Genomic DNA, 22,517 nt, shown 5'->3' with positions numbered 1-22,517 from the left:
CTGCTGCCATTGAAGCTGTTGCTAGTGCTAAAGTAGCGATTGAAGCGATTACGATTTTTTTCATTTTTTTTCCTTAGATTAATTTTCGAACCAATTATAGTGATTTGACTCTTAAATACATGTTAATGAATTATAGTGTATTATTTTATTAAAATAAAATGACATGGATGAGTAGATGAGATACATAAAAGACGATTTAAAAGACAAAACAATTTTAATCACTGGAGGAGCTGGTTTTATAGGTTCGAATTTAGCTTTTTACTTTCAAAATAACCATCCAGAAGCAAAAGTAGTAGTTTTAGATAGTTTTAGAAGCGGAGAGACATTTTCTAATGGAAACTTAAAAAGTTTTGGTCATTTTAAGAACCTTATAGGTTTTACAGGCGAAGTTATTAGCGGAGATATTAACGATAAAGAACTACTTCTTGATTTAGAGATAAACTACAAATTTGACTATATTTTTCATGAAGCCGCTATCTCTGATACTACCGCTTTAGAACAAGACTTAATGATCAAGACAAACGTCAATGCTTACAAGGACCTTCTTGAATTGGCGATAAGACATGACGCAAATATGATCTATGCATCTTCTGCGGCAACTTACGGAAATGCAGAATCTCCTCAGCGAGTAGGAAGAGAAGCTCCGCAGAATGTCTACGGTTTTTCAAAACTAAGTATGGACAATCTAAGCCGTCAATATATGAAAGAGTCTGATATATCTATAGTTGGACTCAGATATTTTAATGTTTACGGAAAAGGTGAATATTTTAAAAACACTACAGCATCTATGGTGTTGCAGTTTGGGCATCAGATATTAGCAGGTAAAAATCCTAGACTTTTTGAAGACAGCGATAAGATTCTTCGCGATTTTATATACATAGAGGACATAGTTCAAGCCAATATAAAAGCTATGAACCCAAAAGATAGCGGCATCTATAATGTCGGAACAGGTAAGGCAAGAAGCTTTCAGGATATTGTAGATATTTTACAGCGTGAACTTGGGACATCTTTGACTTGTGAATATATTCCAAATCCGTTTATAGGAAGTTATCAGTTCCATACTGAAGCAGATATTGCCACTACAAGAGAAGCTCTAGGGTATGAACCTAGATTTGAGATGGAAGACGGTATTAAATCATATGTAGACGAGATTAGAAGAATATATGAAGAAGAAGTAAAGTAATGAAAGTTCTTAAAAACTTTACCCCTAATATATTAGTTATCGGTGATCTTATGATTGACCATTATCTCTGGGGCAGCTGTAATAGAATCTCTCCTGAAGCGCCCGTTCAAGTCGTAGAAATAGCAAAAGAGACGACAGTCCTTGGCGGAGCCGGTAACGTTATAAACAATCTTAATGCTCTAGGGGCAAAAGTAAGTGTCAGCAGCGTTATAGGCGATGATGATAACGGCTTGGAACTAAGAAATATGTTAAAAGCTATAAATGTAGATGATTCAAATCTCATTGTTCAAAAAAGTAGAAAAACATCTAAAAAAAGCCGCATTATTGCAGTAAGTCAGCAGATACTCAGATATGATAAAGAGAGTAAAAACGAGATAGAAAATGAATCTGTGAAAAAAATATTAGACTCTATCTCGACAAACATATCTTCTTATGATGCTCTCATACTGTCTGATTATGGAAAGGGTATTTTGACTACAGAACTTTGTCAAGGTGTTATTTCTCTTGCGAAAAAACACGGAGTAAAAGTCTTAGTTGATCCAAAAGGGAATGATTTTTCAAAATATAAAGGAGCATATCTACTAACTCCAAATAAGAAAGAAGCAATATTAGCAACAAATATAGAAATTAAAGATGATGAATCTTTAAAAGAAGCTCTTCTTAAACTTAAAAATGAAGTTGATCTGGATATCTCTCTAATTACACTCTCTGAAGGCGGAATCGCTACTTATGAAACGCAAGTAAAAAGATTTCCTACGGTCGCCAAAGAAGTGTTTGATGTTACCGGAGCTGGTGATACGGTTATAGCTTCCATCGCTTTTGCACTTAGTGCAGGAAAGAGTATTGAAGAGACTGCGTCGTTTGCAAACTTGGCTGCCGGAGTCGTTGTAGGTAAGATAGGTTCTGCTACTGTAACTCTAGCCGAGATAGAGGAGTATGAAGCATCTCTACATAAAAGTACATCAGATGCCCATATCAAGAGCTTTGAAGATATAGAGCAGATTGTAAAACGCTGTAAGATAAGCGGCAAAAAGGTCGTGTTTACAAACGGCTGTTTTGATATTTTGCATGTCGGACATGTTAAATACCTTCAAGAAGCAAAAAGTTTTGGTGATGTCCTCATAGTAGGCTTGAACTCGGATGAGTCGGTATCAAGACTTAAAGGCCCGTCTCGTCCTGTAAATATCGCACAAGACAGGGCTTATATATTGGCTGCACTTGAAGCTGTTGATTATGTAGTTCCATTTGAAGAAGATACTCCTCATAATCTGATAAAAATGATAGAACCGGATACACTTGTAAAGGGCGGTGATTACAAAGGAAAAGCTGTTGTTGGAACTGAATTTGCTAGTGAGTTGAAACTTGTTGATTTTGTTAACGGCAAAAGTACAACAAAAACAATCCAGAAAATACAAGGAAAATAATGTTTAAAAAACTTGGACTGCTTGCAATATGTGCGGCATCTGCTTTTGCAATGCATAATGTAGAGCTTAATGTTAATGATAAGGATTTAGAGTTTGGTGCAAAAGTTGACATGGGTCAGTTTAATGAAAATGTTGAACCTGATACTGTATTTGTCGGTGCTAAAATACTTCATGGAAGTGTAGATAACAGTGATTTTACAAGCAGCAGTCAAATGCAGGATTATGTTGAAGCAAATTTTTTAATGCAAAGAAAAGTAGAAGCGACGGATCTTGTAATCGGATTGGGAGTTAAGTTAAATGCAACAAAAAATTTCACTAGTATACCTTTAGGAGCTGAATTAGGTTATAAATTTGCATTTAGTGATAAATTTCCACTATACCTAAGAGGAGCCTTATATTATGCACCTGAAGTTTTATCTATGCAAGATGCTAAGAGTTTTTTAGAGTATCGTGCTTCTCTTGATCTTGAAGTAATCAAAAACGCAAGTGTGACTCTGGGGTATAGATCTATAGATACTAACTATACGTCATCTACAGGCGGAGACAAAACTTATAACAAGTCGGCATATGTTGGAGTTAAATTCGCTTTTTGATTAATCAATAGCTCTTTTTTAGAGCTGTGATTTGTCTTTTCTTGCCGCTTTAAAGAAGAGTTTTTGAGTCGAGATATCTTTTGGTATTACAGACCCGTATAAAATATTTTGGCTTAATATCTTCGCGAGATATGGACCAAAAACAAATCCCCTTGAACCAAGAGCATTTATGGTATACATATTTGGATAATACTCGAGCATCTCTTGAGAAATCTTTGTACCGTTTTTTATAGATGGATGTTTTTTCAACGAACTTTCATAATCCACTATTTTGCCAATAACGGGAAAATAGCTTTTTATTGTGGCTCTTGCACCTTTGTATGTCTTTAGAACTTCCAGATTTTCTAAGTCTATTAATTCTTTAGCTTTATCTAAGAGCAAGTTAACCTGTTCCTTTTCATGGTCTACATAGAAGATGCATTTGTCACAAGTTGTTGTACACTCTAGCTGAGATGAATCATGTCTTTCATGAGTTGCTCCGATAGCTACGGTATCATCATGCTTATTCGTTGATATAGAGATAGATTTATGAATGTTAAATGGAACCTCTGTTGTTGTCTTAACATCAACTCTAAGTCCAAATATGGGAGATATTTCCATGTATGGGTGTTTAACTAAAGATTTGCTAACACCTTGAGCCAAAATGATGTTCTTCGCTCTTATATCTTCTACAAAATAAATACCGTCATTAAAAACTAATTTATCAACATTTTTTTTGTAAAAGTCGCATCCATGCACCATTTTATTACAAATACTAAGAGGCTCTATAACTGCTGCATTCTTATAAAAATAGCCGTCTATTTCTTTAAAGTTTTTTGATATATCTTTGAGTTTGTTGTAATCAAAATATTCATACTCAATATCATTGTTCTCTAACTTTTCTTTTGAGAAATTATCATATGGGACTCGTAGCACACCTTTTTTGTTGATAGAATCAGGGCTTAGTTTTTCATAAAAATCTATTGAGAAATTCAAGGCTTCATTTACAAAAGAGTTGTAACTGTTTTTTTTACCAGGAAGAGGAGAAAGAAATGCCCCGGCAGCTCCACTAGCACCTCCGGCAATTGCTTCTCTGTCAACGATAGCCACACTTTTGCCGCTTTTTTGTAAAAAATAAGCACTAGCGCATCCGGCTGAGCCTGCTCCAATGATTAAAAAATCGTAAACTTTAGAATCCAAGATCTTTTACTGCTTCTATGACTTCGTTAGCTGTAATGCTTTTCATACAGTTGTGATGACCAAGCGGACACTCTCTTTTCATACATGGAGAGCAATTCATCTCATGTCTGATGATAGTGCTTTTTTCGTTCATCCACTGAGAAGTCTCTTTGTATTTTGTCGGACCGAATATGGCGATTGTCGGTACTTGATATGCTGCGGCTACATGCATTGGTCCGCTGTCATTGGTAATAAATAGTGAACATCCTGCGATGTTTGCACAAAGTTCTTCTATGTTTGTTTTACCTGCTAAGTTTCGATAGTTCAGCACACTATAATCTTTTAAATTAGACTCTATTTCAGAAGCCATTTCAACTTCGTTAGGTCCACCAAAAATCATGATGTCAAATTTATTTGAAAACTCTTTTGCAACCTCGGCAAAGCGTTCAGGATACCAGCGTTTTGCACTTCCATAAGTAGCACCGGCGTTGATGGCAAGTGTCGGTCTGTCAAACTTCACTGGTTTTATATATAGTGCTAAATTTGGAATATTGCCATTCCAATGCTCTGCATCTGACATAGCTAATTGACAATATTGCTTTACCAGATGCTGTGAAGTTGAAATCTTTGGTGTGTGTGAGAGTAAAAACATGGAGTGCCAAGATTGTCTTGAGATGCACACTACCGTTTTTGTAAATCTTAAAAGGATTGAAGCGTGCAGTTGGTTTCTAAAGTTTACAGCCAGATTGAATCTACCAAGTTCTCGTGCGAGTTTATATGTTGCTAGAATTCTGTTTGGTGCTTTTTTTGTCTCATCAACAACTGCTCTCTCACAAAGAGGGTGATGTTTTAGTGCTTCGATGCTCACATAACTGCCGACAAACGTAAACTTTGCATCTTTGTAGTGAGATGCCAAAAGTTCAATAGCAGGAGTAGTCATAACAGCATCTCCGAGCCAGTTAGGTAGAATAATGAGTATCTTACGACTCGGCATTTAGTGCCTCCCTGCATTGAACTTTTAGAAGTGCTAACCAATGGCACTTTCCACTTTGAGTTCTTAACATTATTTAGTCCACCTATTTTTATCTAATAGTTGAGCCTCGGCAGTATCTACACTAAAGAGCAATTTTTTCATTTTCTTTACGTTGTCTTCGCTTCCTGATTTTTCCACAATATCTTTAAAATTGTATTTGATATAGCCGTTGTCTGCAATAAGACCTATAAGATTTCCTGCATACAAATAAACAAATCTTTCATTTACATCTTTGTCAAAGAGTGAACTGCCCATAGTGGTTATTTCAGCTTTCCATCCAAGCATGTCTACTATTGTAGGGAATATGTCATTATGTCCGCCGAGAGTTTTTATCTCTTTGGGTTTAAATATTTTTGGTGCGTAGATGATAAGAGGGATTCTAAAATGCTCAATCGAAGCAAGTGGTTTATCATCAGGACGATACTCTCGTGCAATAGGATTTAGTGCATTTCCGCTTCCGTGGTCTGATGTAAAGATAAAGATTGTTCTCTCAAACCAAGGCTCGTTCTTTACGCTCTCCATAAAACGGCGGATGGAATCATCTGAATATATATAGGCATTTAATGCACCGTTATAGTTTTTAAGGTCATGTGGATATCTCTCATACTTTTTACTTGGAAGATGATAATCAGAATGAGTGGAATCCGTAAAAGCAAATCCTAAGAACGGCTCTTTCATAGTGTTTAATTTTTTATGGTAAAAATCAAGCATATTAAAGTCATATGTTCCCGTTAACGGTTCTCTGCCTTCATCAATATTTTCTACATTCGGCATATCCTGCGCGCCATAATACTCATCAAAACCTGATAGAGCGCTAATTGCGTCTACTCTGTATGAACGGCGGTTGGCAGCCTGCATGGAGATAGTCGAGTAACCGTTTGCTTTAGCAACATTTCCCAGATAACTGAGATTGGATAGCTCCAACCCTTTACCTAAATATTGTGCACCGGCAGGAATAGTTACTCCCGTGAATATTGATGTTATTCCAAAGATGGAGCGGTATCCATTTGAGTAAAAGTTTGTAAATTTCAGCCCTTCGTTGCTAAGTTTTTTAAAATATGGTGTGACGTTTAACTCTTTGTAGTGGGTAAAGCCGTCAAGATGCTCGGCACCAAAAGATTCAAGCAGTACGATTACTACATTGTACTTTTCTTTGTCTTTTTTAGAGTATTGACGAAGAAGAGGGTACTCTTTATCTGTAAACGGAGCATTTGGAGTTGTTAATGCATCTTGGGTTGTCTGTAAAGCTTTATCTAAAGCAATGAGATTATGATTGGCTGTTTTTTTAGCAGTTCTATATATTGTAAAAAATCCATTTAATGCCAAGTTTCCGCTACTGACTTTATTTACCGCAAATGCGTCACTGCTTCCAAAACTTTTACCTGCAAAACTGTTTCTAATGCCGATAAAAAGAATTAAAATAGTGACAAATGTCAGAACTACCAATTTTTTCCCGGATATATAGTTATCCAAGTTTGATGAGAAGAGTTTATAAACAAGATATAAAAATAATATGCTTATCAGAATGGCACCAAGTGTATAAGAGAGCATCGAGCCAAATGCCATACCGAATATTATGTCCATATCGTCATTAAGGTTGAATATCTCATTTGAAATGTGTCTGTGAATATAATCATAGTAAAGTACGTCACTAAAAGAGAGTATAAAAATAATGTTTAAAACAACGGCCCAAAGTACGGCAACTTTAGCTCTTGTCTTTGGCTGTTTTATAAAAATAAGAGCTAAAACAAATAAAGAAGAGAAAGTGAAGATTGTTATCATATCCACACGGAAACCCATAAAAAGCGAGGCATAAAACTCTCTGCTTGAAAGGTTTGAAAAATCACCTATATAGAAGTTGTATAAAGTTATTCTTATAGCCATCATGGCAATAAAACTAAAAATTACGAGTGTTAATATTTGCGTGAACTGATTTTTATTCAAGAGATGGAATCCTCTTTAAATATCAGCTTATACAAGATATGTGTAGTAATCCAGACTATAAAAAACGATGTCATAACATCACTGAAAAAATGACCGCCTGCAGCCATTCTTGCCAAGCTGACCAACGTTCCGTAGATTAAAACAAGAGTTATAAATGTTTTTTGTCTCTTTCTAGCTAAAAGCGCAAAACCTAAAAGACTAAAGGCAGCGGCGGTGTGACCTGAAGAAAAAGAGTAACCACCTTGATTGCTGAGTATAAAAGCAGGGGTAAACTCTTTTTGTCCGCCAAAATCGATTGTTTGTGCAGGTCTTGCTCTTCCCCAATTTTCTTTTAGTGTGGTATTTACTATCAGTGCAGGAGCTATTGCAAGGACTAAAATGATATAAAGCAGTACTTTAGAATTTATTCCAAAAACATTTTTCTTTTTAATATGGTTATATATAAATATAGCAAAGCTTGCTAATGCGAAGAAAATGATTATAGGCTTTACAGAGTGGTACAGTATAGTTTCTATCCATGAGCCATTGAGAGGAAATGATCTTCCATCATAAAATATAGATGCAATTGATAGATCTATTTGTGGGATGAAGATAAAAATTAATGATGATATTAAAAAAAGCAACCAGAAATAGAGTTTTACATTTAAATGTTTTTTATTCATAATCGCAATTATACCGCGTCTTTTATGTATATATATAAAGGTGACGAACCAATGGATAAAATTTCATCTTCTATAAGTTTGCCATCCATCGAATATACTTCAAAAAAGTCATCATTCTTTATAGTGGTAGGTTTTAGTGTCCAGTGAATCTGCAAGAGTCTGTTGTTACGTAAAAATTGAAGAATATAATAACCTCTTTTGATATCGAGTCTTAAAAACTGGGCATTTTTTAGGTTTTTAATCATAAACTTATATGTATCGTAAGCCGAGCGTTTTCTTATTTTGTTTCTGTTGTCAATAAGTCCATAACCGGGAGCAATCAATTGATGCCAAGAGAGAGAGTCTACTTGTTGAGATGCAAGTGATAAGAGATAGTATCTAAGCATGAAATCTGCATATAGTTCTTCACTTACACATTCATGCTCACTTGTCGGTGCATATGGTGCTGTTTTTGTAATAGGCCAATTTGTCTCGGTTATATGTAACGAATGTTTAGTCTTTGGACTCATCCAAACCATAGTGCTTAACCAGGCTATTTTATCCAAGAGATTAAAACTCATCTGCATATTTTCCGGAGCACCGCGTCTGTCAACATAGAGTAGAGCGGCAATTCCGTCGTATTTGTATTTGAAAAAATTAAAAAGAGTATGAGCCGTAAAATGGTATTCAAAATCTATGACTCCGCTTCCTATGAGTTTAGCATCTGGAAACTCTGCTTCTTTTAAATCATAGGCAGTCTTGTAAAATCGGTTATATTCATCAACAGAAAAAAATCCCCATTTCGCTCTGTTAATAGTTGAACCGATTTCAAAAATATCAACATGATTATGTAAAGCTTCAAATATAGTTCTTAAATCCTTCTCAAAAAGGTTTAAGTCTTCTATATGTTCTCTATCTTGAAGAATCTTAAGTATGATTCTTCTCTCTTTGTTTTTTAATATAAAATCTTTTAACTCCTCAAGAGTGTTTAATTCCCAGAGTTTTAGACGGATTAAAATAGTGCTTACATCCAATTCTTCTAAAAGTTCCAGTGTCAGTTCAGGCTCTCTTTGGTAATCAACACCCATAGAAAAAAAATCATCGGTTTTAATCTCTTTTCTTTTTATAAATGGCATCGCAATAAGCGAAAGAGGAAGGATGATAATAGCAGTTACAACTGTTTTAAATAAAGATGAAAACTCACGTTGGCGCATCTGCTTTTTATATTGTTTGTCTTTTAACTGCGCAGGCTGATCGGAATAATTATCCCATGAAAATGGAGCTTTCAATCTTTTTTCATCCATTTTGAGTTTTTAAGTAGATATGCCTGTGCAGAGTCTATGCTTAGAAGCAGTTGTTTATTTTCATCAGAAATAGAACCTTTTTTACTGATAAGGTCTTTGAAGTTATAGTATATTGAACCGTCAGAATCACTAAGTCCTACAATACTTCCCATCTTAACAAATGCAAATCTATTTTTAACGCTTTTGTCAAAAAGAGAATTGCCTATAGTTGTAAAAGGATTTTTCCATCCTAGAATATCTATAATTGTAGGGATGATATCACTATGAGAAGATATAATATCTGATCTTTTAGGTTCTATTATTTTAGGAGCATATATGATTAAAGGTATATGAAATTCAGGTAGATAGGTATTTGCCGTATTTACATTTTTTTCATTACTGATTTTTGTTTGGTTGGCATGGTCAGCTGTAAAGATAAAAATTGTGTTATCAAACCAAGGCTCTTTTTTTGAGCGTTGCATAAACTCTTTTATCTGTACGTCTACGTAATTGAGTGTGTTAAGAAATCCATTTTCAGATTTTACATCGTGAGGATATTTTTCCCACTTTTTACCTGGAGAATAAAACGGAGAGTGTGTTGAAGCAGTAAAACAAAAACTTACAAATGGTTCCTTTATCGTCTTTAATTTTGATGACAAGAATCTTAAGCTGTTCCCATCCCAAGCACCATAGTTTGGTTGTCCTGTTTCATCTCCTGTTCGTTCAATATCTTCCGCTCCATAGTACTCTCTAAATCCGGCAAGTGCACTTAGCTTATCTACTCTAAATGAACCTCTATCTGAGCTCTGCATAGCTAGAGTGGAGTAACCGTTTTTATGTGCCATGTCACCTAGATAAGAAGGGCTATAAAGCTCCAGTCCTTCACCTAAGTTTTCAAAACCTACAGGTTGAGTAAGTCCGGTATATATTGTTGTGATTCCTTCTTGTGACCTCTGCCCATTCGCATAGAAGTTAGTAAAGAGTTGGCCTTCTTTTGCCAGTTTGTCTAGTGTAGGTGTCACTTTGAAGTTGTTGTGTGCAAGCTCGTCTAAATATCTTGCACTTAGACTCTCAATCATTATAATGACTACGTTATAACCTTTTTTAGTAGTGTTTCTGCTCTTTCTCATTAACGGAAAGCTACTATCTATAAATTCAAATTTTTCAGAATTCAAACTCTTTTTAACTCTTTGTATGGCTTCTTGCGGTTTTACTGCTGAGTGATCTGTACACTGTATAGTCCCACCACGGTAGTAGCAGAAAAAACCATTAAGTGCCAAGTTACCCGAAGATACTTTATTTACGGCAAAAGCATCTGAAGTACCAAATGATATACCGTCAAGTTTCCCGCGAATCCCGATAAAAGAAATGATTATAACAAGCAGCATATTCGCCCACTCTCTTTGTCTTATGTTTTTGTTTTGTATGTCAGTATTAAACACTCTATAGAAAAAATATACGATTAAAAAATAAAATAGAGTACCGAGTATGGTTTGTAGAAGATAAAAATCAACTACCATATCTACTAAAATCCCAACATCGTTTCCAATTAGACTAAGTTCATTATTCAGGTGCCTGTTAACAAATCCAAAATATAAGATATCACCGATATTAAAGAAGATAATACCGCCTAATATAGCTCCCCATAAAACTCCAAGGGAGCTTCTGTATTTTTTGTCGGTTGTAAATTTAAATGGTAAAAGCAGTATTAGCCATATGATAGAGGTAAATGTGAATATTAGTGCAATATCTACACGAATGCCCATAAAAAAAGACTTTATAGTTTCAACAAAAGTGAGATCACTGAAATACTCAAGATAAGAAATATAAAAGAAAAGTCTTATAATCGAAAAAAGTAAAATACTGAATATGACGGCTGAAATAACTTGAGTGTACCTGTTTTTAAATTGCAAAAATAATCCTATAAAAATAAGGCAAATTATATCCTTTTTAAGGTAAAATTCCTAAATTATTTTATTTAGGAATTGTTTAATGAAAATATCAGTTATCGGAACGGGTTATGTTGGTTTAGTAAGCGGAGTATGTTTTGCTCAGATGGGAAACAGTGTAACGTGTGTGGATATAGATGAGAAGAAAATACAAGATTTAAAGCAAGGTATTATCCCTATCTATGAACCCGGATTAGAAGATATGACGTTAGAAAACTATAAAAATAAAACACTTGATTTTACTACTGATTCTGATGCGGCAATTAAAAACTCAAATATCGCTTTTATAGCTGTCGGAACTCCGATGGGTGAAGACGGAAGCGCAGATTTAAAGTATGTTTTGGCTGTTGCAAAAACTATTGGTGAGTCTATGCAAGATTATATGGTAGTAGTGGATAAATCAACAGTTCCAGTTGGGACTGCCGATAAAGTAAAAGCAACAATTCAGGCTGAACTAGACCGTAGAGGCGTTGAAATAAAATTTGATGTCGTATCTAACCCTGAGTTTTTAAAAGAGGGTGCGGCTATCAAAGACTTTTTACATCCGGATCGTGTAGTAATAGGTGCAGAGAGCGAAAAAGCTATGACACTGATGAGAGAGTTGTATGCTCCATTTATGAAACATCATGATAGGTTTATTGGTATGGATATTAAAAGTGCCGAGATGACAAAGTATGCTGCAAATGCAATGCTTGCTACTAAAATATCTTTTATGAATGAGATGAGTCAGATTTGTGAGAGAGTTGGAGCAGATATCAATAAAGTTAGAAACGGCATCGGCAGTGACAGTCGTATAGGTTACAGCTTTATCTATCCGGGTTGCGGATATGGAGGAAGTTGTTTTCCAAAAGATGTTCAGGCATTGGCAAAAACAGCGAAAGACTTCGGATACAACCCTAGAATACTAGATGCTGTTGAAGCGGTTAATCTTGATCAAAAGTATGTAATGAGCAATAAAGTAATTGCTAGATTCGGTGAAAATTTAGATGGAAAAACTTTTGCTGTCTGGGGACTTAGTTTTAAACCTGAGACTGATGACATGAGAGAAGCAAGTTCTATAACAATCATAAACGAGCTGACTTCAAGAGGGGCAAATATTGTTGCTTACGACCCAAAAGCCAGACATGAAGCAGAGACTCACTACTTAAAAGGTAATGACAAAGTTTCTTATGCTGATAGTAAATATGAAGCACTTAAAAGTGCAGATGCTTTAGTTCTTGTAACAGAGTGGCAGGAATTTAGAAGTCCAGATTTTGAAGAGATGAAAAAACTGCTTAAAAATGCAATCTTTTTTGACGGCAGAAATCAATTCAACAAAGAAAAAATGAATGAGTACGGTTTTGAATATTTCCAGATAGGTGTGAACTAAGAGTTGAATATTCTTGTATGTCGCACGGATAAGCTTGGTGATTTTATAACGGCACTACCGACGATGTATGTGCTAAAACATCATAACCCTGGTAATAGGATCATTGCCTGTGTTGCACCGCTTAACAAAACTCTGGCTGAGTCTTGTGATTTTATTGATGAAGTTATAGTTGACGGTGGACAAGGCATCTGGAATTTTGCATCGGAGCTTCGCGCTTTAAAGATTGACGCCTCAATAACTCTTTTTTCAAACACCCGTATAGCCTTTGCTCAGTTTTTAGCCCAAATACCAAAACGAATAGCGCCTGCAACAAAGATAGCACAGATCTTTTACACAAATAGAGTCAAACAAAGACGCAGCGAAGTCAAGATGGCTGAGTTTGAATACAACTTACAACTTACGAAAACACTCTTTCCTACAATAGATTTAAAATATAGACATACTCTTTTAGAATTTACAGATGCTAAAAAGATATATGAAATTTTTTGCATAAACAATGATATAGAAAAAGAGATTATTGCTTTTCATGTAGGCTTTGGCGGTTCATCAGATGCTAATTGGAACCTTGATGAATATGAAGAGCTTATACATGCTGTTTTAATACAAAACAAATACCAAGTCGTACTGACATTCGGTCCCGATGAAAAAGAGCTTTATGAAGAGATGCAAACCAGATTTATGGCTTATAATGTAGTCCTTTATTTTTCGCAGGAGAGCATAACATATTTTGCAAAACTAATAAGTAATTTTAAACTTTTCGTGAGTACTTCAACGGGGACATATCATCTGGCATCTTTAGTCGGAACACCAACTATGACATTCTTTGCAGATACATTGTTCGCAAGTTCGAAGAGGTGGAAAAGTGTTGGAGATGAAAAAAAGCAACAGCATTTTATGATTCCGCTTGAACAAAAAGAAAGAAGTAAAATGTTTATGGACGTAAAAAAACAGCTAGAAAACAGTTAAGTTATTTGCCCTTTAATTTTCTCTTAAAAAGAACCTTATCTTTTAGTTTTTTATCATGCATTATAATTTCTGAAATTGCTTTATTTTCATCGAGATTGGCCAGCTTAGAGTAAGTTTTTGCAATAGTAGTCAAATCTTCTTCGTTCAACCATAGTTTATTGAAGTTCTCTAACCCTTCATATCCTGTAATAGAGCGAAATTTCATACGGTTTATATCAACTAGAGAAAATATATACTTATCAGCTTCTTTTTTAATAAGTATATTTCCACCGGAATAATCTACATGCCAGACACCCTTTGTGTGGATGTCATAAGAAAACTCTGCAAAGTTCTGTAAAACTTTTTCTTTATATTCTGGTTGGTCATCTCTTATATGAGCAATAGTAAAATCATATTTGAACTCTTTAGATATGAAAAAACTTTCTTTTAAAAGTCCCATTCTGAAAAACTCAATATATCCTATTGCCTCGGGTGTACTTACATTTAGCTCATGAAGTTTTGTGGCATTGTGAAAAGCTTTATATGCTTTTGACTTTCTAAGGTAGGCATAAACAAACTGGTTTAGTAGGTTTGGAACTCTAAAGGCTTTAACAACTGTTTGGATGTTTTCTATCTCTATTACTTTTAGTTCATTTCTTGCCAGATGAATAGTTTTTGAGTTTTGTGAAAATATTGATTTTATATCCAGAAGTATATTTTTGAACTTTTTAAATTCTTTGTTGTATTCGAGTTTGTAGGACATGAGTTTTTAGCTACTTTGTGGTAAAATTAAATAAAAAATATTGAGAATATATGCAAAAAAATATTACAGCAACAATTATAACATTAAATGAGAAAAAACACATCCGTGAAGTAATTTTAAATGTTCAAAAAATTTGTAATGAAGTAATAGTTGTTGATTCTTTTAGTAGTGATGAGACTTGTGAGACAGCGAGAGAACTAGGTGCTAAGGTAATAGGACAAAAATATTTGGGTGACGGTGGTCAAAAAGCTTTTTGTGAGCAGTTCGCAACAAATGAGTGGATATTGAGTATAGATGCCGATGAGAGACTTGAAGAGGAAGCCATAGAGTTTCTAAGGGATTTAGATTATGAAAACGGAGATGCGGATGCATACTCTTTTCGTCGTAAAAGTTTTATAGGAAAAAAATTCATAAAGCAATGGTACCCAGACCGTGTTGTCAGACTTTATAATAAATCCAAGTGTGGTTATAACACTATTGGTGAGCATGGAAAAGTTGAGACTGATAACTATGTGGATTTAGATATAGATATGCTTCATTACTCTTTTGAAGATTTTGGAGTATTGGTAAGTAAGGCTGACCGATTTGCAGTCAATTTGGCAAAGGTTAGATATGCGGAGGGTAAAAGAGCTTCATGGTATGATCCATTTATCCATGGACTTGGCGCTATGTTTAAAGGTCTTATATCAAAAGGTGGAATCTTTGGCGGCGTCCATGAGTGGCATGTTGCTTTTGCATCTGCGTATAACAGTTATATGAAGTATGTGATTATGTTAGAGATGCAAGAAAATGAAAAATATTAATATTTTAGAGCTTTGCTTATCTCCTGATTTGGGTGGGTTAGAACTTTATATGGTTAGAGCTTCACATTTTTTACACGGTAAAACAAATACGATTAGCGTAATAAATGAATTCGGGAAGTTAGACCAGTACTATAAAGATACAGAATATCAATATGAAAAAATAAAAAGAAGTTCAACACTGCTTTCATTTTTAACTGCAAGAAAACTGGCAAAAATTATAGATGACAACAGCATTGATGTAGTGCATCTTCATTGGACTAAAGATATTCCAGTAGCTGTTTTAGCAAAATTCCTTTCAAAGCAAAAACCAAAATTAGTTCAAACTAGAAATATGACCATGACAAGATTTAAAGATGATTTTTATCATAGGTTTTTATATAAAAACATGGATTTAATGCTTCCCGTTACCTACCAAGTGAAAGAGCAGATAGAGAAGTTTATACCTAGTGATATAAGACCTAAGATAGAAGTCTTATATATGGGAGCAGAGAGTCCAAAAATTATTAGTTATGAAGAGAAAGAGACTCTTCGCAGTAAATATAATTTAGGCAAATCATTTACGGTTGGAATAGTTGGTAGAATAGAAGAGGGTAAAGGTCAGTATTTAGTTATAGAAGCTATTAAAGAGCTTGCTAGTAAAGGTATGGACGCTAAGGCACTTATTGTTGGACATGCAATGAATGATACTTACTTAGAGCAGTTAAAAGACAATATAGAAAAAGACGGTATAAAAGATAGAGTCGTATTTACAGGTTTTATGACAGAAGTTCAAAAACTTATGCAGGTATGCGATGTGATTGTTCTTGCAACTGACAGAGAGACTTTTGGACTTGTTCTTATAGAAGCTATGCAGTGTAATATAGCCGTAGTTGGAAGTGATAGCGGAGGACCTTTAGAAATTATTGATGATAATGAAAGTGGTTTACTATTTAAAACTAAAGACTCAAATGATTTGGCTAAAAAGGTTGAGAAGCTCTTTAATGACAAATCTTTAAGAAAAAGTCTTGCCGGTACAGGTAAACTTAAAGCCGATGAGAAGTTTGACAGTGAAACACAGTTTGAGAAATTAAAAATTATTTTGGAGAGTTTATGAAAATCTTGTACATAAATACACCTACGGCAGATTATGTACAAGATTTAACATATACTGGACTTGTAAAAAAGTTTGGTTTAAATAATGTTATAGATTACAGATGGAACAAAAAATATCATGTTCCATACAAAAAATATCCAAAAGATATAGGTTATGTTGAAGGTTCGTTATTTAGTTCAATATTTAGAAGTTTTAACTTAAGTGAGATAGATTATGTGTTTGTAGGAGCATGTAAAGTCGAAGCATTTGAGACGTATATAGAAATAGCAGATAAGATACCTAAAAATGTTCCAGTTATTTTTATAGATGGTGGTGATGGAAATAAAGTTGGAATAGATTTGGTTGAATATAAAAGACCAGAGTTGTATGAGCAAGCAGTGTCTATTCGTCCTTTTGATTTTATATTTAAAAGAGAGTATTTGATTGATGGAATTTATGAGTCAAATGTAGCACCTCTTCCAATGTCCTTTAACTTTGATAGATTACCGTCTCTTCCGACGGACTATAAATATGACGTCTCGTTCTGGGCTGTTGAGTCATATCCGTTAAGAACTCAAGCATTAGATATGTTGGAAAATATGTATGATTGTAAAGAAAACGGAACTACAAGAAATCAGAAATTTAGTAAGTATAAAAGAAAAGGCTCTTTTTATCTTCAAGAACTTTTTAATTGTAAAATTATAATCAATATCAGAGGTGGTGGCTGGGATACTATGCGTTATTGGGAAACACCGGCAGTTGGGGCATTTATGCTTAGTCAAAAACCTCAAATAGTTATACCTGATAATTTTGAGCACGAAAAAGATGTGGTTTTTTTTAAAGATGATTTGTCTGATTTGAAAGAGCTATGTGATTATTACTTGAAAAATGATGTTAAACGAAAAGAGATAGCAAAATCAGGGTTACAAAAAATGAAAAATTTTCATACAGATGAGAAGAGAATAGAGTATATTTTTAAAACTATAAATAAAGAAATAAGATGAAAGTAAGTTTAATAGTTGCTGTTTATAAAGATATTGAAGCTCTTGACTTAATTGTTCAGGCTTTAAAGACTCAAACATATAAAAACTTTGAGTTTATAATTGCTGAAGATAATAATTCTCAAGAGATGAAAGATTATGTTAGTTCAATTGAAGGTATAGAAGTAAAGCATACATTCCAAGAAGATAGCGGTATTAGAAAGATGAGGTCACTCAATAATGCTATTATCGCCAGTGAAGGTGATTACCTAGTATTTATAGACGGTGACTGCATCCCTTATTCAACTTTTATTGAGTCACATATTAAACTTGCTGAAGATGGATATATTGTTAGTGGCAGAAGATGTAATCTAGGTCCAAGGTATGCACAAAAGCTAAGGTCAAAAGAGATGACTCCATTTGAATTGGAAAAGTCATTTGTGTGGAGGTTTCCATTTATTGCGAAGGATGCTATAGAAAGACATTCAGAAGCTGGTTTTTACTTCTCTCCAGATGGATTTATATATAATAATTTTTTAAAAAACAGCAATAGAAGTACAAATATGCTTGGGTGTAATTATTCATGCTTTAAAAAAGATATGCTGGCAATTAACGGATATGATGAAGGGTATGGACAATCCGCAGTAGGTGATGATACTGATTTACAATGGCGTTTTAAAGGTCTAGGTTTGAAAGTAAAGTCGGCTAAAAATGTAGCGAATATTTTTCATCTTTATCATGAGAGAGGATTTAGAAAAGATATACCATGGGAAATAGAACTTGAGAAAATGAAAAAAAACAGATTAGACAATGTCTTTGTATGTAAACAAGGACTGGATACTCACGGTAACTTCGTTAAATAAAGTATATAAATTAAACGTTCATATACTTTTGTAGATACCACTCAATTGTCTTAACAATACCGCTATCAAAATTTTCATCAGCTCTCCAGCCAAGTTCATTTTCAACTTTTGTCGCGTCTATAGCATATCTTCTGTCATGTCCGGCTCTGTCTTGTACAAATGTTATAAGTTCTTTGTAGCTTTTTTGAGATGGGACTTTTTTATCTAATATTGAGCATATAGCATCTACTATTTGAAGGTTTGTTCTTTCATTTTTTCCACCTATGTTATATACATTCGCCTTTTTTCCTGTATGATAAACAAGGTCTATTCCTTTGCAGTGGTCAAGTACATACAACCAGTCACGTATGTTTTTACCGTCTCCGTAGATTGGTATGTTCTCACTTGCCAAAGCTTTTCGTATGATTGTCGGTATTAGCTTTTCATCATGCTGTTTTGGTCCATAGTTATTTGAGCAATTTGTAATAACCGTATTAAGACCGAAAGTTTCTTGATAGCTTCTTACTATCATATCTGAACTTGCTTTAGAAGCTGAATAGGGAGAGTTTGGAGCATAAGGAGTTTCTTCTGTAAAAAGATCAGTTTCATTTAATGTTCCATATACTTCATCCGTGCTTATATGATGAAATCTGCAATTTTTATATTTTTCTTTATAGTTAAAAGGAGAATCCATCCAGTAGTTTTTGGCTACATCTACCAAAGTGTAAGTTCCATTCACATTAGTCTCAATAAATATACCTGGATTTTTAATAGAATTATCAACATGTGATTCTGCTGCAAAGTGAATTACACCGCCTATATCGTACTCTTTGAAAATAAATTCTACTAACTCACGGTTACATATATCACCTTTTATAAATTTATATTTAGGATTGTTTTCACACTCTTTTAGATTTTCTAAGTCGCCGGCATAAGTGAGTAAATCTAGATTTATAATATTGTAATCTGGATATTTTTCTAAAAAGTATGGAACAAAATTGCTTCCTATAAAACCTGCACAGCCTGTAACTAATATATTATGCTTCATCTTCTTTCTCCTAAAACTTTTAGACATGCATCCAGGCTGTCTTTCCAAAATGGGATTTCTATATTGAACTTTTGTTTTATTTTTGATTTATTAAGCAGAGAGTAGTGAGGTCTTTTTACCGGTGTTGGATAATCTTTACTCTCTATAGGATTTATCTTACAATCCAGTTTTGTCATTTTCATAATCTCTTTTGCAAAGTCATACCAAGAGAGCACGCCTTCATTTGAGTAGTTGTAAATCTCTACCTCAGAAGTTTCTATTTTTGGAAGTATCTCTAAAATAGTTTTAGCCAAATCTCTTGCATAAGTCGGTGTACCCACTTGGTCAAAGATAACTCCCAGTTCATCTTTTTCTCTACCAAGTTTAAGCATACTCTTTACAAAATTATTTCCAAAATAAGAATAAACCCATGAAGTTCTGATAATGATAGAATTCTTAGGATTTATCTCTTTCATAATAATTTCGCCGTTTAGTTTGCTTTCTCCATATATGCTCGAGGGAGAGGTAATGTCGTTTTCAGTATAAGGCTTGTAGTTTTTACCGTCAAATACATAGTCAGTTGATATGTGAATCAACTTTATATTTTTGTCTTTTGAAGTTTGTGCCAGAAAGCCGACTGCTTTGTTATTAACTGCATCTGCTGATTCTTGTTGCGATTCTGCTTTGTCAACTGCTGTATATGCTGCACAATTTATAATAACATCTATGTTGTGTATGTCTATAAAGTCTCTAATGCTCTGTTCATTAGTTATATCGAGAGAGTCTCTATCTGTAAAGAAAAAATCATATGGGTACGCAGATGCCAGCTCTCTAAGTTCACTGCCTACTTGTCCATTTGAACCTGTAACTAAAATTTTATTCATAATAATTTACTCCATACTCAAATAAATCATTTGTTTCTTTTAGTTTTGGTTGTTTAGTGTCTTTTTGAGACAGGTTAAGTTCTGTATGCGGTATTTGCCAGTCAATACTTAAATTCGGATCGTCAAAAGCAATTCCTCTGTCATTCTCAGGTGAATAATAGTTATCTACTTTATATGCAAAAATAGTGTTATCTTCTAAGACTACAAAGCCATGAGCAAACCCGCGTGGCACAAGAAGCTGTTTCTTGTTCTCAGCGGTCAGCTCAACCGAAACATGTTTACCAAACGTAGGAGAACCTTTTCTAATATCTACGGCCACATCCAAAACTTTTCCTTGAATTACACGTACAAGTTTACTCTGGGCTGATGGCGCTAGTTGATAGTGAAGACCACGAAGAACCCCACGAGAGCTTTTAGACTCATTATCCTGGCAAAAAATCAAATTGAATCCTAGAAAATCTTCGAGTTTATCTTGACGAAATGTTTCTACAAAGTAACCTCTGTTATCTCCATGAACCAAAGGCTCACAAATGATCACATCCGGTATTTCAGTTCTAATGAACTTCATCTAATAACAGCCTCTTCGTTAGCTCTTCTAATCAGGTATTGTCCATATTGATTTTTTTTCAATGGTTCTGCAAGTTCAAGCAATTTTTCTTTTGAGATATATCCCATCTCATAAGCTATTTCTTCTATACAGGCAATTTTTAAAGATTGACGGTTTTCAATTGTCTGAATAAACGAAGAAGCTTCTAGTAAGCTTTCATGGGTGCCTGTGTCCAGCCAAGCATAACCTCTGCCCATAAGTTCAACTTTTAATCTATCTTCTTTTAGATAATCTTGATTTAGAGTTGTAATTTCTAATTCACCTCTGTCGCTTGGCTTTACAAGCTTTGCTTTTTTTACAACATCGTTTGGATAAAAGTACAGACCAATAACTGCATAATTTGATTTCGGTTTTTGTGGTTTTTCCTCTATGCTTGTTACGTCACCGTTTTTGTTGAACTCTGCAACACCGTATCTCTCCGGATCTTTCACATAGTAACCAAAAACAGTTGCTTTATCGTCTTGTTTGGCATTTTTTACACTTTGAGCGAGTAGATCAGTTAATCCATGACCATAAAATATATTATCGCCAAGAACTAAACATACATCATTATTTCCAATAAACTCTTCACCTAAAAGAAAAGCTTGTGCTAGTCCATCAGGAGAAGGCTGCTCTTTGTAGCTAAACTGCATACCAATGTCGCAACCGTCACCGAGCAGCTCTTCAAATCTTGGCAGATCATGGGGAGTGGAAATGACCAATACTTCTGTGACCCCCGCTAACATTAGAACTGAAAGTGGATAATAAATCATAGGTTTATCATAGATAGGAACTAGTTGTTTGCTCACACCTTTTGTTATTGGATAAAGTCTTGTTCCGCTCCCACCCGCTAATATGATGCCTTTCATTCTTTACTCCAATTAATTCGTTGCTTTTGTATTTCTGCTCTTATATACAATTATTGATAATAGTAAAAATATTAACATAAAAACATTGTTATATGGTTTCATTAATAAAAGTATGTCAGCAAGACTAGAAAAAAATGTTGTTGAAAAAAAAACAATTCCTAACCCAAAAAATAGTTTTAAATTCTTTAGATAGTATAAAAGAAGTAATATACTACTCAAAAATAGAAGATAGCCTACAATTCCATATCTGGTTAAGGTATCAAGGTGTTGGTTATGAAAAGATCTTAGCCAAGTTGCTTCACTTGGATGAGTCTTTGTATAATCTATAAACTCATCAATATTGTCTCCGACTCCAGTACCAAGTATAGGGTTTTCTTTGATAATATATGCTCCGGCATGCCACATATAAGCTCTTTCCCCCCAACTTCCATTAAAATTGTTTTTTTCTAGATTTTGAAGTTCATAAAGTCCATTCTTAAATCTATCAATCTTATTAAAATAATTTAGTAGATAAAAACTGGCTGTAAAAACCAAAATTATGCTTATCAAGATATTTGGTTTAAAGGAATATTTTCTATAAACAATAAATAAAATACCAAGTGTTATAAAAAAAGACAATTGTCCTGCTCTACCGTTGTTTATGAAGATACCCACAAAACACAAAAAAGCTGTAGTTGAAAAAACGATTTTGATTACTGTAGATTTATTATAATAAGATATAAATAATGATGATATAAAACCTATAGCCATATAAGATGTAACAATTGAATAAGATAGTATTCCTCTTGGGTTAGCTGTAGCATTTTGATTAATATGCCAAATATTTAAATAGATTAAAATAGAAAATAGAGAATATCCTCCTATGCTAAGAATAAATATATATAATCCAATTATTGCTTCTTTTTTTGTAAGAGAGGTGAATAAAACAGGTACCATAATCCAATAGTATTTATAGTAGTTAAGAGCTATTTTTGCGTTTTCAAAATTTTCAGTCCAAAATAGAGAAAGATATGAAAAAGCAAAAAAGAAGATCATTAATAGCAAGGGTTTGAAGTCAAAAATAGTTTTTAGTTTTGAAAAATAACCTCTTTCTTTGCCAATAGTTAACCACCATAGTAATAAAATAATACTCAATATACCCATCTGTCCATTTGTAAAGTTCCATGGCA

At 34.0% G+C, this 22,517-nt stretch carries 21 protein-coding genes; 9 read left to right on the top strand and 12 right to left on the bottom strand.

The window, feature by feature from the left end; genetic code table 11:
* The first annotated feature begins 175 nt into the window (after window positions 1–175).
* Genes rfaD through ABYK18_RS08250 form a run of 3 tightly spaced genes read left to right on the top strand, consistent with a single transcriptional unit; the run spans window position 176 to window position 3,200 of the window.
* Window positions 176–1,183, top strand: a complete 1,008-nt coding sequence (rfaD, locus tag ABYK18_RS08260; protein ID WP_373036188.1) for an ADP-glyceromanno-heptose 6-epimerase — start codon at window positions 176–178, stop codon at window positions 1,181–1,183.
* On the top strand, window positions 1,183–2,607 hold the full coding sequence (gene rfaE1, locus ABYK18_RS08255; protein ID WP_373036187.1) for a D-glycero-beta-D-manno-heptose-7-phosphate kinase: 1,425 nt from the start codon (window positions 1,183–1,185) through the stop codon (window positions 2,605–2,607). The genes rfaD and rfaE1 overlap by 1 nt, the downstream gene beginning before the upstream one ends.
* Window positions 2,607–3,200: a YfaZ family outer membrane protein gene (locus ABYK18_RS08250; RefSeq protein WP_373036186.1), complete on the top strand. Its 594-nt coding sequence runs from the start codon at window positions 2,607–2,609 to the stop codon at window positions 3,198–3,200. Before rfaE1 ends, ABYK18_RS08250 begins: the two co-directional genes overlap by 1 nt.
* Window positions 3,201–3,218: 18 nt before the next feature.
* On the opposite strand, the gene ABYK18_RS08245 is transcribed toward ABYK18_RS08250, so the two are convergent.
* From ABYK18_RS08245 to ABYK18_RS08220, 6 genes are all read right to left on the bottom strand, one after another.
* Entirely contained in the window at window positions 3,219–4,379 is a 1,161-nt protein-coding gene (locus ABYK18_RS08245) for an NAD(P)/FAD-dependent oxidoreductase (protein ID WP_373036185.1), read from the bottom strand.
* The gene (gene waaF, locus ABYK18_RS08240) at window positions 4,369–5,352 is read right to left on the bottom strand and encodes a lipopolysaccharide heptosyltransferase II (protein WP_373036184.1); all 984 of its coding nucleotides are present in this window, start codon (window positions 5,350–5,352) and stop codon (window positions 4,369–4,371) included. The genes ABYK18_RS08245 and waaF overlap by 11 nt, the downstream gene beginning before the upstream one ends.
* A gap of 69 nt (window positions 5,353–5,421) precedes the next feature.
* Window positions 5,422–7,335 (bottom strand): LTA synthase family protein, encoded by a 1,914-nt coding sequence (locus ABYK18_RS08235; protein ID WP_373036183.1) that lies wholly within the window; start codon window positions 7,333–7,335, stop codon window positions 5,422–5,424.
* Window positions 7,332–7,997, bottom strand: coding sequence for a phosphatase PAP2 family protein (locus ABYK18_RS08230; protein ID WP_373036182.1), 666 nt, complete (start codon window positions 7,995–7,997; stop codon window positions 7,332–7,334). Before ABYK18_RS08230 ends, ABYK18_RS08235 begins: the two co-directional genes overlap by 4 nt.
* A gap of 8 nt (window positions 7,998–8,005) precedes the next feature.
* Complete coding sequence (locus ABYK18_RS08225) at window positions 8,006–9,280, bottom strand: glycosyl hydrolase (protein ID WP_373036181.1); 1,275 nt, start codon at window positions 9,278–9,280, stop codon at window positions 8,006–8,008.
* Complete coding sequence (locus ABYK18_RS08220) at window positions 9,262–11,025, bottom strand: LTA synthase family protein (protein WP_373036180.1); 1,764 nt, start codon at window positions 11,023–11,025, stop codon at window positions 9,262–9,264. The genes ABYK18_RS08225 and ABYK18_RS08220 overlap by 19 nt, the downstream gene beginning before the upstream one ends.
* A gap of 226 nt (window positions 11,026–11,251) precedes the next feature.
* Here ABYK18_RS08220 and ABYK18_RS08215 point away from each other — a divergent pair, with 226 nt between their 5' ends.
* Both ABYK18_RS08215 and ABYK18_RS08210 read left to right on the top strand, forming a co-directional pair.
* Window positions 11,252–12,577: a UDP-glucose/GDP-mannose dehydrogenase family protein gene (locus ABYK18_RS08215; protein WP_373036179.1), complete on the top strand. Its 1,326-nt coding sequence runs from the start codon at window positions 11,252–11,254 to the stop codon at window positions 12,575–12,577.
* Window positions 12,578–12,580: 3 nt separating this feature from the next.
* Complete coding sequence (locus ABYK18_RS08210; RefSeq protein WP_373036178.1) at window positions 12,581–13,543, top strand: glycosyltransferase family 9 protein; 963 nt, start codon at window positions 12,581–12,583, stop codon at window positions 13,541–13,543.
* Between the two features lies 1 nt (window position 13,544).
* Here the strand turns inward: ABYK18_RS08210 and ABYK18_RS08205 are convergent, their stop codons facing one another.
* Window positions 13,545–14,285 (bottom strand): lipopolysaccharide kinase InaA family protein, encoded by a 741-nt coding sequence (locus ABYK18_RS08205; protein WP_373036177.1) that lies wholly within the window; start codon window positions 14,283–14,285, stop codon window positions 13,545–13,547.
* 50 nt (window positions 14,286–14,335) lie between these two features.
* Here ABYK18_RS08205 and ABYK18_RS08200 point away from each other — a divergent pair, with 50 nt between their 5' ends.
* From ABYK18_RS08200 to ABYK18_RS08185, 4 genes are read left to right on the top strand one after another with little or no spacing between them, the layout of a single operon-like run.
* Window positions 14,336–15,088: a glycosyltransferase family 2 protein gene (locus ABYK18_RS08200; RefSeq protein ID WP_373036176.1), complete on the top strand. Its 753-nt coding sequence runs from the start codon at window positions 14,336–14,338 to the stop codon at window positions 15,086–15,088.
* A complete protein-coding gene (locus ABYK18_RS08195; protein ID WP_373036175.1) occupies window positions 15,075–16,181 on the top strand; it encodes a glycosyltransferase family 4 protein in 1,107 nt (368 codons plus the stop codon). The genes ABYK18_RS08200 and ABYK18_RS08195 overlap by 14 nt, the downstream gene beginning before the upstream one ends.
* On the top strand, window positions 16,178–17,164 hold the full coding sequence (locus ABYK18_RS08190) for a glycosyltransferase (protein WP_373036174.1): 987 nt from the start codon (window positions 16,178–16,180) through the stop codon (window positions 17,162–17,164). Before ABYK18_RS08195 ends, ABYK18_RS08190 begins: the two co-directional genes overlap by 4 nt.
* Entirely contained in the window at window positions 17,161–18,003 is an 843-nt protein-coding gene (locus tag ABYK18_RS08185; RefSeq protein WP_373036173.1) for a glycosyltransferase, read from the top strand. Before ABYK18_RS08190 ends, ABYK18_RS08185 begins: the two co-directional genes overlap by 4 nt.
* 10 nt (window positions 18,004–18,013) lie before the next feature.
* On the opposite strand, the gene rfbB is transcribed toward ABYK18_RS08185, so the two are convergent.
* The 5 genes from rfbB to ABYK18_RS08160 are packed head-to-tail and all read right to left on the bottom strand — an operon-like array spanning window position 18,014 to window position 22,491.
* Entirely contained in the window at window positions 18,014–19,030 is a 1,017-nt protein-coding gene (rfbB, locus tag ABYK18_RS08180; protein WP_373036172.1) for a dTDP-glucose 4,6-dehydratase, read from the bottom strand.
* On the bottom strand, window positions 19,027–19,893 hold the full coding sequence (gene rfbD, locus ABYK18_RS08175) for a dTDP-4-dehydrorhamnose reductase (RefSeq protein ID WP_373036171.1): 867 nt from the start codon (window positions 19,891–19,893) through the stop codon (window positions 19,027–19,029). Before rfbD ends, rfbB begins: the two co-directional genes overlap by 4 nt.
* Window positions 19,886–20,461 carry a dTDP-4-dehydrorhamnose 3,5-epimerase gene (gene rfbC / locus ABYK18_RS08170; protein WP_373036170.1) on the bottom strand — a complete coding sequence of 192 codons (576 nt, stop codon included), beginning with the start codon at window positions 20,459–20,461 and terminating at the stop codon, window positions 19,886–19,888. Before rfbC ends, rfbD begins: the two co-directional genes overlap by 8 nt.
* The gene (gene rfbA / locus ABYK18_RS08165) at window positions 20,458–21,348 is read right to left on the bottom strand and encodes a glucose-1-phosphate thymidylyltransferase RfbA (protein ID WP_373036169.1); all 891 of its coding nucleotides are present in this window, start codon (window positions 21,346–21,348) and stop codon (window positions 20,458–20,460) included. The genes rfbC and rfbA overlap by 4 nt, the downstream gene beginning before the upstream one ends.
* Window positions 21,349–21,360: 12 nt before the next feature.
* A complete protein-coding gene (locus ABYK18_RS08160) occupies window positions 21,361–22,491 on the bottom strand; it encodes an O-antigen ligase family protein (RefSeq protein WP_373036190.1) in 1,131 nt (376 codons plus the stop codon).
* Between the last annotated feature and the right edge of the window lie 26 nt (window positions 22,492–22,517).

Source organism: Sulfurimonas sp. (assembly GCF_041563495.1).
GTDB lineage: Bacteria > Campylobacterota > Campylobacteria > Campylobacterales > Sulfurimonadaceae > Sulfurimonas.
Note: the sequence above shows the minus strand (reverse complement) of the source record. Positions and strands in the feature narration are given on the sequence as shown.